Origin of the sequence: Micromonospora citrea, assembly GCF_900090315.1 — a bacterium.
Lineage (GTDB): Bacteria > Actinomycetota > Actinomycetes > Mycobacteriales > Micromonosporaceae > Micromonospora > Micromonospora citrea.
In genome coordinates this window covers 547,447-563,397 of record NZ_FMHZ01000002.1, presented here as the reverse complement: position 1 = coordinate 563,397, position 15,951 = coordinate 547,447, and the positions used below count along the sequence as shown (strand labels likewise).

Here is a 15,951-nt window from a genome sequence, read left to right as displayed (position 1 = left end):
AGGTGTCGCCGTCCCCGCGTGTCACAGCAGGCCGCTGGCGCTCAGGTACTTTCCGACCCGGGCGATCTCGTCGTCGTTGAGTGGGATCTGCGGCACCGCCGTCGTCGGGTGGTCGATGATCCCGCGCAGGTACAGCGCGGCCTTGAACGCTCCCAGCGCGGACGAACCCAGCCCCATTCGCGGTCTGCCGACATTGACGAGCTCGAAGAGTTGCAGCAGCCGCTCCTGCTCGGCTCGGGCCGCCTCCCAGTCGCCGTTCGATGCCGCGCGGAACAGCCGGGCGTAGCCGTGCGGGTCGACGTTCCCCAGGCCCGGCACCACGCCGTCGGCGCCCATCCACAGCGCGGTCTCGACGGTGAGTTCGGAGCCGGTCAGCACGCTGAACGAGGCGATGTCCCGACGGTCCCGTCGCCCGAGGATCACCCCACGCAGGGCGCCTTCGTCACCACTGGAGTCCTTGACTCCGGCCAGCACGCCGTCGCTGGCGAGTTCGAGCAGCAGGTCGCCGCCGAGCTTGCTGTGCACCGAGACCGGCAGGTCGTAGGCGTACAACGGCAGCCCTGTCTGCGCCGCGATGGTGCGGAAGTGCAGCTCGATCTCCGCGGGGTGCGTGCGGGTGTAGAAGGGGGCGGTGGCAACGAGCCCGTCCACGCCCGCCTCGACGGCCACCCGCGCATGGTCCAGCACCCGCAGGGCGGTCATGTCGATCACGCCGGCGAGCACTGGAACCTGGCCCGCGACGTGGTGAGTGACGGTGTCGAGCACGATCTTGCGGTGGCTGTCCGGGAGGAAGGCCACCTCGGAGGTGGAGCCGAGGACGAACAGCCCGTCCACGCCACCGGCCAGCAGATGGTCCACCAACCGGGTCAGCGACGCGGTGTCGACCTCGTAGTCCGGGGTCAGGGGGGTGGACACCGGAGGGATGACGCCGGTCAGTGCGGCCGACCGCTGTGGCGACAGCTCGTGGATGGTCATGCAGTCTCCTGGGCTTGGCTGGTCAGTTCGGGGTCGGTCGTGTCGTCGCGGATCGGGTGGTGGCAGCGGAACAGGTGATCGTCGGGCCGGACGACGGTGTCGGCCTGCGCTGTGGGCATCTGTCTGGCGCACTGGTCGTCGGCCTTCCAGCAGCGGGTACGGAAGGGGCATCCGCTGGGCGGTCGGGTGGCGGAGGGCACCGGCCCGGTCAGCGGGATCGGGTCGATGGGGAAGAGCAGACCGGGAGTGGCGGAGAAGAGGGCCCGGGTGTACGGGTGGCGGGTCCGGCCGGGTACGGCCTCGGCCGGAGCCTGCTCGACGATCCGCCCGAGGTACATCGTCACGACCCGGTCGCTCATTCGCCGTACCGTCTGGATGTCGTGCGAGACGAAGACCATCGCCAGGTTGAGCTGTTCCTTCAGGTCGAAGAGCAGGTTCAGGATCTGCGCGCGCACCGAGACGTCGAGCGCGCTGGTCGGTTCGTCGGCGATCAGCAACTGTGGCCGCAGCGCCAATGCGCGGGCAACGGCGACCCGCTGGCGTTGCCCGCCGGACACCTGGCTCGGCAGCAGGTCGGCGACGCTTGGTGGCAGGCCCACCAGGTCGAGCAGTTCGCGTACCCGCTCCTCGCGCTGCCGGGCGGTGCCCACCCGGTGCACGTCGAGTGGGTCGCGCAGTACCTGCCGGATGGGCAGTCGGCGGTTGAGCGCGGTCGAGGGGTCCTGGAAGACCATGCCGGTGCTCGATCCGATGGCCGTGCGGCGCGCCGAGTGCGGCATCGACCAGAGGTTCTGGCCGCGGAATCGCACTGTGCCCGTGGTGGGCTTCTCCAGTCCGACGAGGACCTTCGCGAGCGTTGACTTGCCGCAGCCGGATTCCCCGACGACACCCACCGTTTCGCCGGCCTCGATGGTGAGATCGGCTGCGGTCAGCGCGTAGACGTGGTCGCGGCGGAACAGCCCGCCGGAGCGCGCCTTGTACGTGACGTGCACGTCGGTGAGTTCGACGAGGCTCTGGGTGCTTGTCGCTGTCATCGTGCCTCCGCGGGGCTGGCCGGTGCGGCGTTCGTTCCGGGGGCGAGGGCGGACGCTGCGATGTCGATCGCCGGGTGGTGGCAGGCCACCTCGTGGTGGCGCCGCCCCGCCAGCTGCGGCGTCCGGGTTCGGCAGATTTCGGTGGCCATGGGGCAGCGGTCGGCGAAGCGGCACCCGCTGGGGAAGTCGGCTGGGGCTGGTACGACGCCGCGGATCTGGGTGAGCCGCGTGGCGCCGGACTCCAGCGACAGCACCGAGCCGAGCAGCCCGCGTGCGTAGTGGTGTGCGGGCGCGCCGACCAGGGCCGATGTGACGCCGCTTTCCACGATCTGGCCGCCGTACATGACGACGACGCGGTCGGTCACGTCGGCGACCAGGGCGAGGTCGTGCGAGACCAGGATCAGGGCGAAGCCGAGCTCGGCCCGCAGCCGGAGCAGCAACTGGATCACCTGCGCCTGCACGGTCACGTCCAGCGCCGTGGTGGGTTCGTCAGCGATGATCAGCTTGGGTTCGCGTGAGAGGGCCATCGCGATCAGGACACGTTGACGTTGGCCGCCGGACAGCTCGTGGGGGTAGGCCGACAGGGTGCGCGCGGGGTCGAGGCCTACCAGCTTCAGCAGGTCGGTCGGGCTCCGCCGCCCGCCTCGGCGGACGACCTGCTTCAGCTGCGCCCTGACGGTCATCGCTGGGTTGAGCGACGACAGTGCGTCCTGGTAGATCATGGCCATGTCGCGGCCGAGCAACCGACGGCGGGCGGCCCGGGAAAGCGTCAGCAGGTCGCTGCCCTCGAAGAGGATCTGGCCGCCGATGCGGGCACCGCGCGGTTGCAGGCCCATGATGGTCAGCGCGGTCAGCGACTTGCCGCAGCCGGATTCACCGACGAGGCCGAGTACCTCGCCGGGGCGTACGTCGAAGGAGATGCCGTCGACGACGTTCACGCCGTCGTGCCGGCCGTCGAAGCCGATGGTGAGTTCCTGGACCTGCAGGATCGGCTCGCCCTGCGGCAGTGGGCGGGCCCGTTCGGCCAGACGCTGCGCGGCCTTCGCCAACCCTGGCAGTTCGGTGATCACACCGGATCCGGGGATCGCCTGCTCAAGCGGATCGACCTCCTTGGTCTTCCTGGCGGGGTCGGCGCGGCGGGCGGTGGGTGCGGCCCACGCGTCGGAGACGCCCTCGGCGAGGATGTTGAGCGCGAGGACCGTGATCAGGATCAGCAGGCCGGGGAAGACCGTGGCCCACCAGCCGCCGAGCAGGACCATGTTTCTGCCGTCGGCGATGACGCTGCCCCACGAGGGGTCCGGTGGGCGTACTCCGGCGCCGATGAACGACAGCGACGCCTCGAAGACGATCGCGTCGGCCACCATCACCGTGCAGAACACCAGGATGGGTGCGGCGCAGTTGATCGCCACGTGCTTGAGCAGAATGTGTGGGGTGCGGGCGCCGATGATGCGTTCGGCGGCGACGTAGTCCTCGCCGTACTGGGCGAGCACGTTCGCGCGTACCACCCGCGCGACGGACGGCATGTAGAGAAATGCGATGGCCAGCACCAGCACCGGAATGCTGCCACCGAAGACGGCGACCAGCACGGCGGCGAGCGCGATGCCCGGAAACGCCATGACGACGTCGAGGCTGCGCATGATCGCTTCGTCGATCGCCTTGCGCGACGTGGCCGCGACGGCGCCGATCACCGCGCCGGAGACCAGCGCGATGGCGGTCGCGCCGAGTCCGATGATCAGTGACCACCGCGCGCCGTAGAGCAGTCGGGTGAAGATGTCGCGGTTGGCGCTGTCCAGGCCCATCCAGTGTGCCGTGCTGGGCCCGCCGCCGGCCGCCTGCTGCACGTACGGTGAGTGCGGGGCGAGAACGGGGGCGAGAGCCGCGGCGAGGGCGATCACGACGAGAACGGCGATGGAGATCCATGATGGCACGCCGAGCCGCCGGAAACGGATTCCCGGTCGTGAGAGTCTCCTCGCGAGTCCGCTCCGCATCACGCTGCGCTCCTGATTCTCGGGTTGATCAGCAGGTAGAGGACGTCCACGACGAGATTCACCACGACGAAGCCGGTGGCGATGGTGAGCACCACGCCCTGTACTACGGCGGGGTCGCCGTCGCGTACGCCGTTGATCATGAGCTGTCCCATGCCAGGTAGGGAGTAGATGGTCTCGATGACCACTGCGCCACCGAGCAGGTAGCCGATGCGCAGGCCCAGCACTGTCAGCGGGTTGATCAGCGCGTTGCGCAGGACGTTGCGTCCGATCACGACGATCGGTGGCAGGCCGCTGCCGATCGCGGTGCGGACGTAGTCCTTGTCCAGTTCCTCGACCATCGACGTCCGGATGATTCGGGTGAGCTGGGCGGCGACGGGCAGCGACAGGGAGAGCGCCGGCAGCGTCATGGATCGCAGCCAGCCGCTGAACGAGTCGCCGGGATTGATGTAGCCGCTGGTCGGGAACCAGCCGCGGTCGACCGCCAGCCACTGGATCATCAACAGGGCCAGCCAGAACGCCGGTGCGGCGACGCCGATCAGTGACACCAGCCGGATGAGCTGGTCGGGCCAGCGGTCCCGGAAGATCGCCGCGGTGACGCCGAAGATCAGGGCCAGGGCCACGGCGACCAGCAGGCCGAGGAAGGTCAGTTGCAGCGTGAGCGGCAGCGCGGTCACGACTGAGTCGAGCACCGGCGCCTTGGTCAGGACGCTGGTGCCCATGTCGCCGTGGAGCAGGTCGCCGACGAAGCGCACGTAACGCACCGGCAGCGGGTCGAGCAGGCCGTTCTCCACCTGGAACTGGTGAATCTGTTCCGCTGTCGGGTTGGCGCCCTGGAAGTAGGCGTACTCCGGTTTGTTGTTGGAGAAGCGCATGATGATGAACACGAACAGGATGACGCCCAACAGCAGCGGGATCAGGATGAGTGTTCGACGGACCAGCATTCTGGCGACGACTGCCACTGGTTGACCTCCTGGTGCGCGGTCAGGCTGATGGGCGGTGGGGTGCGGCGCCGGGCGCGCCCGGCGCCGCACGGGGTGTCAGCGGCGCTGTGCCTGCAGCAGGTTGATGCCCGGGTACGCCTGCGGCCGGACTCCGGTGAGTTTCTTCGGATCCCAGGCGGTCATCAGCTCCGTGTGCAGGACGGGGTAGAGCACTGCCTGCTCGGCGATGATGTCGAGGTACTGGTGCAGCAGTTGCTGCTTCTTCGTCGGGTGGGGTTCCTGGGCGGCCTTGTCCATCAGCATGAACAGGTTCTTGGCCTCCGGGCTGGTGTCCCACTTGGTGTATTTCATCCAGGTTCCGCCGGAGGTGTAGTTGTAGCGGAGGATCAGGTCCGCGTCCAGGCCGAACTGGTTGGGGTTCGATGCCGCCGCGACCACCTGGTATGACTGCGACTGGTCCATCTTGGTGAAGAGGGCGGCGGTGTCCTGCGGTTCGAGCGTGGTCTTGATGCCGACCGCTTGCCAGGAGTTGGCGATGGTGGGCAGGCAGTCGGCGATCCAGCTGACGTTGACCGCCATCAGCGTGACGGACAGGTTCGTCACTCCGGCGGCCGACAGGAGTGCCTTCGCCTTCGCGGGATCGTAGTGGTAGACGGTCTTCGCCTTGGCGTACGACGGGTTCTGCTCGTTGAGGAAGCTCGTGGCCGGCGTGCCGTGTCCCTTGAGCGCCACGTCGATCATCTTCTTGGTGTCGATGGCGTAGAGGAGCGCTTGGCGCACGCGTATGTCATCGAAGGGCTTCTGAGCGGTGTTGAACATGAGGAACATGTGGTTCATGCCCTTGCCGCCCTCTACGGTCAGCCCGCCGCTGCGCAGTTGGTCGATGTTGGCGTAGGGGATGTTGTCGGCGATCTGAGCCTCGGCGCTGGCGCCGGAGATCTTCGCGACCCGGGCCGGTGACTCGACGATCGACAACCAGTTCATCTTCCTGATGACGGGTTTGCGGGGGCCGTTGTAGTCGGTGAAGGCTTCGAGCACGGTGTTGGACTTCGGGTTGTGCGCGACCATCTTGTAGGGGCCGGAGCCGATCGCCTTGCCGCCCTTGGCCGCGTCCCAGCCGCCGGGTGCGCCGAAGACGTGCTTCGGCATGATCTTGGCGATCGTGAGGCGCTGCAGCGCGTCGGGGAACGGGAAGTTGAAGACCAGTTCGACGCTCGTGTCGTCGATCTTGCGAACTTCCTTGAGCCAGGTGCCGAAGAAGGAGTACGTGAGCGTCTTGGCGGCCGGGTCGAGGATGCGTTGGAAGGTGAAGAGCACGTCGTCGACCGTGACCGGCTGCCCGTCGTGCCACTTGGCCCCCTGTCGCAGCGTGAACTTCCACGTGGTCGCAGCGGTGTCGGCCGGCAGGGCGGTGGCCAGGGCCGGGTAGGGCTCGCGGGTGATCGGGTCGGTGTCGACCAGTCCTTCGTAGATGTGGTTGTTGGCGGCCATGGAGAAGGCCGACGCGGTCATGGTCGGGTCCCAGCTCTGGTTGTTGCCGTATCCGATGACAGCGGTGACGAGGTCCTTGTCGCCGCTGGCTCCCGCGGAGCTGGTGGATGCGGGACCGCTACAGGCGGAGAGGGTGGCGGAGATGGCCGCGGCGGCGCTCACCGTTCCGCTGTAGCGCAGAAAGTCGCGGCGGCTGAAAACGGGCCGAGAAACCGGAGCGCTCACGGTGCCTCCTGTGGGGATTCTGGCTTCAGCTTGGAGATCTTCAATCCATCACGTTGGACGTCCTACGTCCCATGTCCTGCTAGAGTGGAGGCTAGGGGCCGCGCTTGCCGCCGGTCAAGACAAAATGACCAGGAGATTTCCGTGGTGTTTCACGCCGATGGTCAGGGCACAAGCGGCGCCTCGGCCCGCACCTTCCAGACACGCGGCGTTCCCGCAGGCCAACGACGTCGCCTCAGCCGCGCCGTCGAAGTGCAGGAGGCGGTCAAGGGTCTGATCCTGCAGCGCGGGTTGACCACGGGGGATCCGCTGCCGACCGAGACCGAGCTGATGGAGGAGCTGGGCATCGGCCGCAACTCGGTCAGGGAAGCCCTCAAGGTCCTACAGGCCGTCGGCATCGTCGACATCCGCCACGGCTTCGGGATGTTCGTTGGGCGCATGTCGCTCAACGGCCTCGTAGACGAACTGGCCTTTCACAGCCGCATCACCCTGCAGGGCGAGCGCAACCACCTAGGCCACCTCATCGAGATTCGCGAGATTCTGGAGAGCGGGCTGGTGCAGCGCCTGATCGACCAACAGGACGCCCGGGACCTGGCGTCCGGCCTCGCCCCGGCCCGCGACGTCATAGCGCAGATGGAGACCGAGGCGCGGGTGGGCGGGGTCTCACCCGACACCGACCGCCTCTTCCACGACGTGCTCTACCGCCCACTGGGCAATCCGCTGGTGGGCAGGCTGCTCGGCGCGTTCTGGGACGTCTATCACCAGCTGAGCGACGACCTCGGCCCGCCCGACGAGACGCCCGCTGACGTGGCTCGTAAGCATCGTGACATCTTTACGGCCATCACCACGGGGGATCGCGTGTCGGCGGCGGCGGCGATGCGCGCACACTTCGACGGCGTACGCGCCCGGCTAGCCCGTCTGGGGCAGCCCTGACCGCTTGACCCGCCTCGACCGCGCATGCGTGGTGCGGAAGGAGACAACGGCGTTGGTCGACCCGGCTCAGGCCGCTTCGCTGTCGAGCGGCTTCGCCGCCCGGGCCGCTTCGGCACGGGCGACGCGCTCCTTGACGTCGCGGAAGTGCCGTTGCATCGCCTCCCGGGCGGCGGACGCGTCCTGGGCGCGTAGCGCATCGACAATCCGCCGATGGTTTCCCACCGTGATGTCCATGCGCTCCTCCGGCTCGCCGACCAGCGGCTCGACCTGGTGGTAGACCTGCCAGAACAGGTCGATCAACTGCAGCACGAGCTCGTTGCCGCAGGATTCGTAGAGCAGCGCGTGGAAGGCGCGGTCCGCCGCGAGATCGGTCTGCATCGCAGTCACGAGGGCATCGAGCGCCGCCAGGCGGCTCGGACTGGTCGAGCCGGCGACCCGGGCGATGAGCGCGGTCTCCAGCATCTCCCGCACCTCCACGAGGTCATGGAGCGCCCGGACGCCGTGCGGACCGGAGCGGATCCGGAACTCCAGCGACGGGCTGAGCGCGTCGAGTGACGCTCGACCGACGAAGGTGCCGAACCCGTGACGGATCTCGACGATACCCAGCGCCTGCAGCGCCCGAACCGCCTCGCGGACGCTGTTCCGACTTGCCCCGAGCAGATCCATGAGCTGCGGTTCGGTCGGCATCGGAGCGCCGGGCTGAAGCTGACGATCGTGGATCAGGGCCACGATGCGGTCCTGAACGGTCTCGCCGTTGCGCTTTGCCACCCCTGCCTCCAGGATCCTCCACGGCCGGTGCACATCCTACGTCCGGAAGGCTCACCCCGCTGAGAAGCAATGTACACAGGACGTCCGCCGCCGGGTTGCTGGTGTCGCCCATGTTCCACGCGCTGTGGGACATCCCACCTGCGCGCCAGGGAGGGGAGAGGCTGGGAGGGCGAGGCACGAGGTTGCCCGGCTCCTCGCCGTCGCGGCGCCCCGCCGGACGACCGTCGGCGGGGCACCAGCGCTGCGGCTGCTACTCGGGGCTGATGGTCGTGAACGGGAGGCGGAGGCGGAGCTGGCCGGCGATCGGGACGTTGCGTTCCCGGACGTCCCGCAACTCCTCGGCAGTGAGGGCGCGCCCGTAGATGCGGAACTCGTCGAGGGTGCCGCGGAACGGGTTGTTGAGGCCGTCGACCCGCCGGCCGAGGTAGATGCTGCGGATGCCGAATTCCTTGCCGGTGGTCACCGAACCGCGGGGAGCGGCCAGGTCGGCGACGGTGGCACCGTCGATGAGGACCGTGACCCGGGTCGCCGTGCGTTGCAGGGCGACGTGGTGCCAGAGCCCGTCGTTGTACGCGCCCGCGATGGTGATGTTCGCGTCGCCCTGGCCGGTGCCGACGACACCGCGGATGCGGTTGCTCGCCGGTTCGGCCCGCAGCCAGATCTGCGCCGCTCCCGTGCCCACCTGGTGGAACCACCAGATCACGATGCTGCCGGTGGTCTCGCTGTACCGGAACCAGGTCATGATCGTGAACTGGCTGTCACCAAGGTCGACGTCCGGGTTGTACGGCACCTCCACGTGGTCGTCGACGCCGTCGAGCGAGATCCCGTCACCGAACCGCCCCTCGGCCAGGGTCGCAGCGCCGCGAACGTAGGCGGTGTTGTCGTAGCGTGGTGCCGCGTCCGGGGTCGTCGGTCCCGGCTCCGGTGGCGGCGGCAGCCCCGGCGGCGAACCGTTCGGGGTGTCGAGGTACGCCTCGTTGAATCGGACGAACTGAATCGCCTCGTACAGGGCGTTGGCCCCGCCTTCGTACAACACCCCGACCACGGGGCCTGCGACCGGGTCGACCTCGATCTTGACCAGGTCGGAGTACCCGCCCGGACCCCAGCTGATGACCTTGCCCTCCTCCCAGGGCTCCCAGGTTTGGGCCTCGTCGTAGGAGGACCGGATCGTCAGGGCCTCCCGCTTGCCGGGGTTGGCGGGTCCGGAGAACAGGAGGCGGTCCCGCGCGTCACCCTCGTCGGTGGCCGTGAGGCGTAGCAACGCTCCCTGCACGACCGGCATCGTCAACTCGGGCACCATCCGGAACGGCGCGTCGAAGCTGTCGCCGCCGTCGCTGGAGATCGCGGACGCCCGGGTGCCCTCGGCCGTGCCGGCTTCCCGCACGTTGACGTAGACCCGCCCGTCGGTCAACTCCACCAGTGTCGACTCGTTGACGAAGATGTCGTCGGCGGCGCCACCGGCGCTCGCGCCGAGGCGCCAGGTGTCGCCGCCGTCGTCGCTGTACCCGAGGTGGATGCCGGCGATGCGCCGCCCGTCAGGCGCGAAGGACTCGTGGTTGGCGCTCATCACCAGCCGCCCGGCGTGCGGTCCGCGTTTGAGTTGGATGGCGTGCACCGGGCCGGTGGCATACCAGGCGTCCCACTGCGGCCGGGTCAGCTCGGTCATCTCGCGCGGTGCGCTCCAGGTCGCTCCGTGGTCGTCGCTCATCTGCAGGTGCGGAACACGACCACCGCCTGCTGTGCCGGGGTTGTGGGTCGTGAACAGCGACACCCGGCCGGTCCGCTCGTCCACGACCGGCATGGGGTTGCCGTGCGTGTCGCCGTTGCCGCGCGACACGACCTGCAGCGGACCCCACGTACGACCGCCGTCGTGGGACCGCTTCAGCACCAGGTCGATATCGCCCCTGTCGTCACAGTTGTTGATCCGTCCCTCGGCGAAGGCCAGCAGGCTTCCGTTGCTGGCCTTCACGACTGCCGGAATCCGGAAACAGAAATAGCCCTCGGTGTACGCCGTGTAGACCGCTCGGCCCTCGTGGTAGGGCTCGGTGGCGTGCGCGGTGCCGGGGGTGAGCAGAGCGGCAGCCATGGCCGCGATCACCATGCCGGACAGCAGGCGACGGCGCGGGTGGCTGGGTCTGTGTTTCGTCATGGCAGGCGGTACCTCCACTGGTCGCGGCTGGCGCCGCGTCGTGTCGAGCGGCAGGTCGATCCGGAGTGGTGGGGTGTCGTACGCAAAAGGTTGCCGGACATCCTACGTCCCATGTCGGCCAGCGCAAGCCTTCCGGAGTAAAGGCTGGACAGCTGTTGACCGTGACGGCGAGTGGGGAGCAGACTCATTGACGATCGGGAGGAGATCCCATGTCCTATTCGCTGAGAAAGTTGCAAACCGTCGCCATCGGTCTTGGATTGGTGCTCGGCATGTCCAGCCCAGCCTCCGCAACCGACCAGGACGCCCAGCCGACAGCAGCGCAGGATCACTGGGTCGGCACTTGGTCGGCCTCAGCCTCCGGCACCGTGCCCAACCTCCCTACCGGATATTCAGACCGGACTGTCCGCAACGTCGTGCACACCAGCGTCGGTGGCTCGGGTGTGCGGGTCTGGCTGAGCAACGCCCTCGGCACGGTGGCGGTACGGATGGACGCGGTGACCATCGCGGTCGCCGACGCACCCGACGCGCCGGAGGCGGTCGCGGGCACGATGCGAGCACTCGCCTTCGGCGGCGCGCCGTCGGTGACCATCCCGGCCGGCGGCAAGGTGCTCAGCGATCCGATCCCCCTCGCCGTGCCGGAGGACGGCGACCTCCTGGTCAGCGTGTACACCCCGACGTCGTCCGGGCCGGTGACCTATCACCAGGTGGCCAACCAGACCTCGTACCTGTCGCGCAACGGTGATCACGCGGCCGACGAGTCCGGCTCGGCGTTCACCGAGACCATCGGTTTCTGGCCGTACGTCAGCGGCGTGGACGTTCTGGGGCAGGCCGAGTGCGCAGTGGTCACCCTCGGCGACTCGATCACCGACGGAAACAACTCGACCCGAAACGCGAACCACCGCTGACCGGACTACCTGGCCGACCGGCTGATCGCCGAGCCCGGACCGACACGGCTGGGCGTGCTCAACGCCGGCATCAGCTCGAACCGGCTGCTCAACAGCACATGGAATCCCAACGCCCTGACCCGGTTGGACCGCGACGTGCTCACCGCCACCGGCGTGTGCTCCGTGATCGTCATGCTGGGCATCAACGACATCGGCGGCCAGCCGCAGCACCACGAGCCGTCGAAGATCATCGCGGCGCTGGGCCAGATCGCGGCCCAGGTCAAGGCGAAGGGGCTGCGGGTCACCGCCGGCACGCTCACGCCGTTCGGCGGCTCGGGCAACTACACCGATGAGCTGGAAGGCGTACGGCAGGCGGTCAACGACTTCATCCGCGACGGCGGCGTGTTCGACGCCGTGGCCGATTTCGATGTCGCGCTACGCGACCCCACGATGCCGAGCCGGCTACGGGCGGAGTACGACTCCGGCGACCACCTGCACCCGAAGGACGCCGGTTACCAGGCGATGGCGGCGGTCGTCGCCCTGGACAAGCTCGACACCCGCCCGCCCGGCCACTGGGTCGGCACCTGGCAGACGGCCATGGCGCGGACGACGCCCGGCACCGACCGAGGCATGCCGAACCACTCGATCCGCAACGTGGTGCACACCAGCGTGGGTGGCGACACCGCTCGTGTGCGGCTGTCCAACGCGCTCGGCACGGCGCCGGTCCTGATGGGACGAGCGACGCTGGCGGTGGCCGCCAGGCCCGACGCACCCCACGCCGTCGCCGGCACGATGCGCGAGCTGACCTTCGGCGGCACGCCGTCGGTGACCATCCCGGCCGGGGGTGAGGCGCTCAGCGACCCGATATCGATGACCGTGCCGGCAGACGGCGACCTGCTGGTGACCGTCTACACCCCGGCGCCGTCCGGGCCGGTGACCGAGCACCCGCGCTCGTATCAGACGTCGTTCGTCGCCGCCGACGGCGACCATGCGGCGGACGAGGAGGGCACCGCGTTCACCCAGCCGACCACGGCTTGGCGCTACGTGACAGCCGTGGACGTCCGGTCATCGTCCGCGCACGGCACCGTGGTGACCTTCGGCGACTCCATCACCGACGGGGACAGGTCGACCATCAGCGGGAACCTGCGGTGGCCCGACGTCCTCGCCGACCGGCTCGCCGCCGAACCGGGACCGACCAAGCTCGGCGTGGTCAACAGCGGTATCAGCGGCAACCGGATCCTGAACAGCAGCACCGGCACCGGGATCGGTGGCCCGAACGCGTTCGCACGCCTGTCCCGCGACATGCTGACCACGTCCGGGGCACGCACTGTCATCATGCTCGAGGGCGTCAACGACATCCTCAACCTCCCACACCCCGACCCGGAAGCCCTGAAACTCGCCCTACGGCAGATCGCCGCCCAGGCGCACGCGCAGGGCCTGCGGATCGTCGTCGGCACCATCACGCCGATGAAGGGATGGCGCTCCTACACGGAGGAGCGAGAGGCTGTGCGGCAGGCTGTGAACGAGTTCATCCGCACGAGTGTCGACTTCGACGCCGTCATCGACTTCGACGCGGTGGTGCGTGATCCGGCCGACCCACAACGGATCAACCCGTCATACGACTCGGGCGACCATCTGCACCCATCGGACGCGGGCTACCGGGCGATGGCTGAGGCCATCGACCTCGGCACACTCCGCTGAGGGTTGGCTGCGTGCCGCCCCCGCTGTGGGCCGTACCGCTCGACCCGGGCCGGGGGCGCCGGCACACCCACCGCGCGGCTCGTCAACGCCTACGGTCAGGTTGCCGGGAACCTGCGGCAGTTCGATGCCCGGCGCCTCGCTGACGGTCGGCGTGCACCGTCGTAGGCGCCGGGCGTCTGATCAGTTGAGGGTCGGTACCGCGGTTCAGTCGAGGGTGACCACCATGGTGGCGTGCGGTTCAAGACGAAGGGTGTTCCCCTTCCACTTCATGCGTTCGATGCCCGACGTGCCCACGTGCACCTGCTCACCTGTGCCGGAGTCGGTGCCGGCGGCCGACATGTCGACCTCCATGGGCTCGTCCCACTTGTTGATGAGGAGGACACGCCTGGTGCCGTCGGCTCCGACCATTGCCTGCGCGTGGACTCGCAGATCGGGGAACCCGGGGTAGCCCGTCGACGTCGTGACCAGCCGATCGCCCTGCGCGAAGTGCCGAAGCAGCAGCTGCGTCACGTGATAGCGGGCGTTGGGTTCACCTGTCTCCCAGTCGATCAGCGAGGTGCCCGGGATCATCCCGGGATAGTCCATGAACTCTGCCACGCCGAGCAGGTCGATCCCGAGCGGCAGCATCCGAGCCCACAGGTAGGCGTGGACCGATCCGCTCAGGGCCCAGTAGAAGTCCGGGATCTGCGGCTGCGGGTTCATGATGTCGGCCGGATAGGTGCCGATCTCGTTGAGGAACGTCCTGGCGTCGGGCGCGAGCCGTTGAGCGATCGATCGGATGTACGCGACGTTTTCGACGAAGGCGTCGGCCTGCGTGAAGAAGGTGCTGCGCCACGTGCTCGGATCGGCGTTGCCCTCGGGGCCGAACGGGTTGACGATCTCGGGTGAGGCGTAGAAGTGATACGAGAACGCGTCGACGGCGACCCCCGGCTGGTGATTGGCGGCGTCGAGGAAGTGCCAGAAGTAATCGGGGTTGTGATGCACATGGCTCAGCGACAGTCCCACGAACTTCATGTCCGGATCCAGGGGGCGTAGGCGCTGCGCCACCGCGTCGTACAACCGGGTGTAGACCTCCGGAGGCATCCGGCGGTTGAGGTCAGGCTCGCAGAGCACTTCCCAGTAAGCGAATCGGTAGTTGTGTCCCGACTCGTGCCAACGCCCGAGCTCGTCGGTGAAGCCGCCGGCGATGTACCAGCTCGCGATGCGGAAGAAGTAGTCCGCCACCTCCGCGAGAGTCTGGTCGCGGAAGTCGGCTCCCTGCTCGTACTGCCAGTGGATCTCGTCGACGTCGCGTGAGACGTGCACCTGGTCGGCGTTGGTGAACATCCAGTGCGGGATGGTGGCGAAGTTGGCCACGACCGGCCGTCCCTCCGCCGCGGCCATGAAGTCCTCGACGAACGGATCCAGCCGCGAGAAGTCCCATGAGGTGGCGTCCTGCGTCGGTGGCTCGAGAGCGGGCACCGACAGTACCGGGTGCGAGAACCACGGCAGGAACCGCGCGTAGTCGGCCTTCAGGTCGCGCAGCGCCGCGAACGCGCGGTCGTGGATCGGCGACTCACGCCGCAACGGAGGAGCTGCCCAGAGGTGAGTCGTCAAGATCGTGCGGTTGCTGCCGGTCGTGTCGTTCCACGACACGGCGATCGGGGTGGCGGGCGCATGCTCGACGGGAGCGAGCAGGGACTGGTCCTGAGTCATGAGGGCCTCCGTCTTCGAGCGATGTGTACGTTTGTATAATACGCATGTACAACACGCTCGTATACCGGCCCCGGTAGACTCACCGGCATGGGGCAGCGCGAAGACCTACTCGCCGGAGCCAAGCGGTGTCTGGCTGAACGCGGCTATGCGCACACGACGGCCCGCGACATCGTGGCTGTCACCGGAGCGAACCTCGCCTCGATCGGGTACCACTTCGGCTCGAAGGACGCGCTTCTCAACGCCGCCGTCATCGAGACGTTCGAGGAATGGGGCGACGCGGTCGCCGATGCCGTGACCGCCGACCTCGCGGGTACCCCGGCGGAACGCCTCGAGCACTTCCTCGTCGGACTCCTCAGGGCGGCGCCTGAGAAACGCAACGTGCTCGTGGCGAGTGTGCAGGCCTACGCGCAGGCCGAGTTCGCCACCGAGGTCCGCGAGCAACTGCTGCGCATCTACGCCGACAGCCGGCGAGACCTGGCCGCGCTCGTGCTCGCGGTGCACCCGGACGACGTCTCACCCGAGGCGGCCCGGACGGTCGGATCGCTCGCGCTGGCCCTCATCAACGGCGTGATGCTGCAGTGGATGCTGGACCCCGCATCGACGCCATCGGCCCGCGATCTCGCGCAGGCCATGCGAACCCTGTCGAATGAGACTCACCCGAAGGCAACCGAATAAGTTCCCGGTCGAGCGGCGGTCCGGAGCCCCTGGTCCACCGCAAGGGCGGAGCTCCGGCCCGCGCCCTTCCCACGAAATCGATGTTCGGTCCTTGTCGTTGCCGATGCAGCCGAGCGGGAGAAGGTGGCCGACAGGGGTTGCCCGGCCACCTTCTCCCGCTCGGCCTCCTGCGTGGGCGGGACGTCGCCGGAGGGGGCGGCGCCCCGGTGCTCGCGCAGCACGGTGAGCGAGATGGCCGCGCTGAGCGCGGTGATGACGGCGCAGGCGATGCCGATCGTGTTGAGCCCGCCCGTGCAGGCAGTCCTGGCGGCGGTCATCAGGGCCTCGGCGGTTTCGGCGGGCAACTGTCGGGCGACCGCCACGGCTCCCTCGATGCTCGCCCCGGCGATCTCCAGTGCCTCGCCGAAGTGCCGGCGGGCGGTGCGATCGTGTCGCGGTAGACGGCGGCACCGAGGCTGCCGAGCGTGGGCCGACGCCGGCAGGGGAGCCGGGCCG

At 68.5% G+C, this 15,951-nt stretch carries 13 protein-coding genes; 4 read left to right on the top strand and 9 right to left on the bottom strand.

Annotated features, from left to right (window positions below; all coding sequences use genetic code 11):
- Positions 1-21: 21 nt before the first annotated feature.
- From GA0070606_RS02795 to GA0070606_RS02775, 5 genes are all read right to left on the bottom strand, one after another.
- Complete coding sequence (locus tag GA0070606_RS02795; protein WP_091094913.1) at positions 22-975, bottom strand: dihydrodipicolinate synthase family protein; 954 nt, start codon at positions 973-975, stop codon at positions 22-24.
- Positions 972-2,009 carry an oligopeptide/dipeptide ABC transporter ATP-binding protein gene (locus tag GA0070606_RS02790; RefSeq protein ID WP_091094912.1) on the bottom strand — a complete coding sequence of 346 codons (1,038 nt, stop codon included), beginning with the start codon at positions 2,007-2,009 and terminating at the stop codon, positions 972-974. Before GA0070606_RS02790 ends, GA0070606_RS02795 begins: the two co-directional genes overlap by 4 nt.
- Entirely contained in the window at positions 2,006-3,850 is a 1,845-nt protein-coding gene (locus GA0070606_RS02785; protein WP_245724546.1) for a dipeptide/oligopeptide/nickel ABC transporter permease/ATP-binding protein, read from the bottom strand. The genes GA0070606_RS02790 and GA0070606_RS02785 overlap by 4 nt, the downstream gene beginning before the upstream one ends.
- 146 nt (positions 3,851-3,996) lie before the next feature.
- Entirely contained in the window at positions 3,997-4,956 is a 960-nt protein-coding gene (locus GA0070606_RS02780; protein WP_091094910.1) for an ABC transporter permease, read from the bottom strand.
- A gap of 78 nt (positions 4,957-5,034) precedes the next feature.
- Entirely contained in the window at positions 5,035-6,591 is a 1,557-nt protein-coding gene (locus GA0070606_RS02775; RefSeq protein ID WP_342672160.1) for an ABC transporter substrate-binding protein, read from the bottom strand.
- A gap of 204 nt (positions 6,592-6,795) precedes the next feature.
- Between GA0070606_RS02775 and GA0070606_RS02770 the strand changes: the two genes are divergently transcribed.
- Entirely contained in the window at positions 6,796-7,584 is a 789-nt protein-coding gene (locus GA0070606_RS02770; protein ID WP_176737216.1) for a FadR/GntR family transcriptional regulator, read from the top strand.
- A 66-nt stretch (positions 7,585-7,650) separates the two neighbouring features.
- On the opposite strand, the gene GA0070606_RS02765 is transcribed toward GA0070606_RS02770, so the two are convergent.
- A complete protein-coding gene (locus tag GA0070606_RS02765; protein ID WP_091094907.1) occupies positions 7,651-8,352 on the bottom strand; it encodes a FadR/GntR family transcriptional regulator in 702 nt (233 codons plus the stop codon).
- Positions 8,353-8,602: 250 nt separating this feature from the next.
- Entirely contained in the window at positions 8,603-10,501 is a 1,899-nt protein-coding gene (locus GA0070606_RS02760) for a sialidase family protein (protein WP_218105958.1), read from the bottom strand.
- Between the two features lie 209 nt (positions 10,502-10,710).
- Here GA0070606_RS02760 and GA0070606_RS32355 point away from each other — a divergent pair, with 209 nt between their 5' ends.
- Positions 10,711-11,406 (top strand): hypothetical protein, encoded by a 696-nt coding sequence (locus GA0070606_RS32355; protein WP_176737166.1) that lies wholly within the window; start codon positions 10,711-10,713, stop codon positions 11,404-11,406.
- Positions 11,407-11,415: 9 nt separating this feature from the next.
- Positions 11,416-13,086 (top strand): GDSL-type esterase/lipase family protein, encoded by a 1,671-nt coding sequence (locus GA0070606_RS32350; RefSeq protein WP_281191065.1) that lies wholly within the window; start codon positions 11,416-11,418, stop codon positions 13,084-13,086.
- A gap of 204 nt (positions 13,087-13,290) precedes the next feature.
- Here the strand turns inward: GA0070606_RS32350 and GA0070606_RS02750 are convergent, their stop codons facing one another.
- Positions 13,291-14,781 (bottom strand): hypothetical protein, encoded by a 1,491-nt coding sequence (locus tag GA0070606_RS02750; protein WP_176737215.1) that lies wholly within the window; start codon positions 14,779-14,781, stop codon positions 13,291-13,293.
- 87 nt (positions 14,782-14,868) lie between these two features.
- Between GA0070606_RS02750 and GA0070606_RS02745 the strand changes: the two genes are divergently transcribed.
- On the top strand, positions 14,869-15,456 hold the full coding sequence (locus GA0070606_RS02745) for a TetR/AcrR family transcriptional regulator (RefSeq protein WP_091094905.1): 588 nt from the start codon (positions 14,869-14,871) through the stop codon (positions 15,454-15,456).
- On the opposite strand, the gene GA0070606_RS02740 is transcribed toward GA0070606_RS02745, so the two are convergent.
- Positions 15,435-15,818: a hypothetical protein gene (locus GA0070606_RS02740; RefSeq protein ID WP_091094904.1), complete on the bottom strand. Its 384-nt coding sequence runs from the start codon at positions 15,816-15,818 to the stop codon at positions 15,435-15,437. The two genes, GA0070606_RS02745 and GA0070606_RS02740, sit on opposite strands and share 22 nt — an antisense overlap.
- Positions 15,819-15,951: the final 133 nt, after the last annotated feature.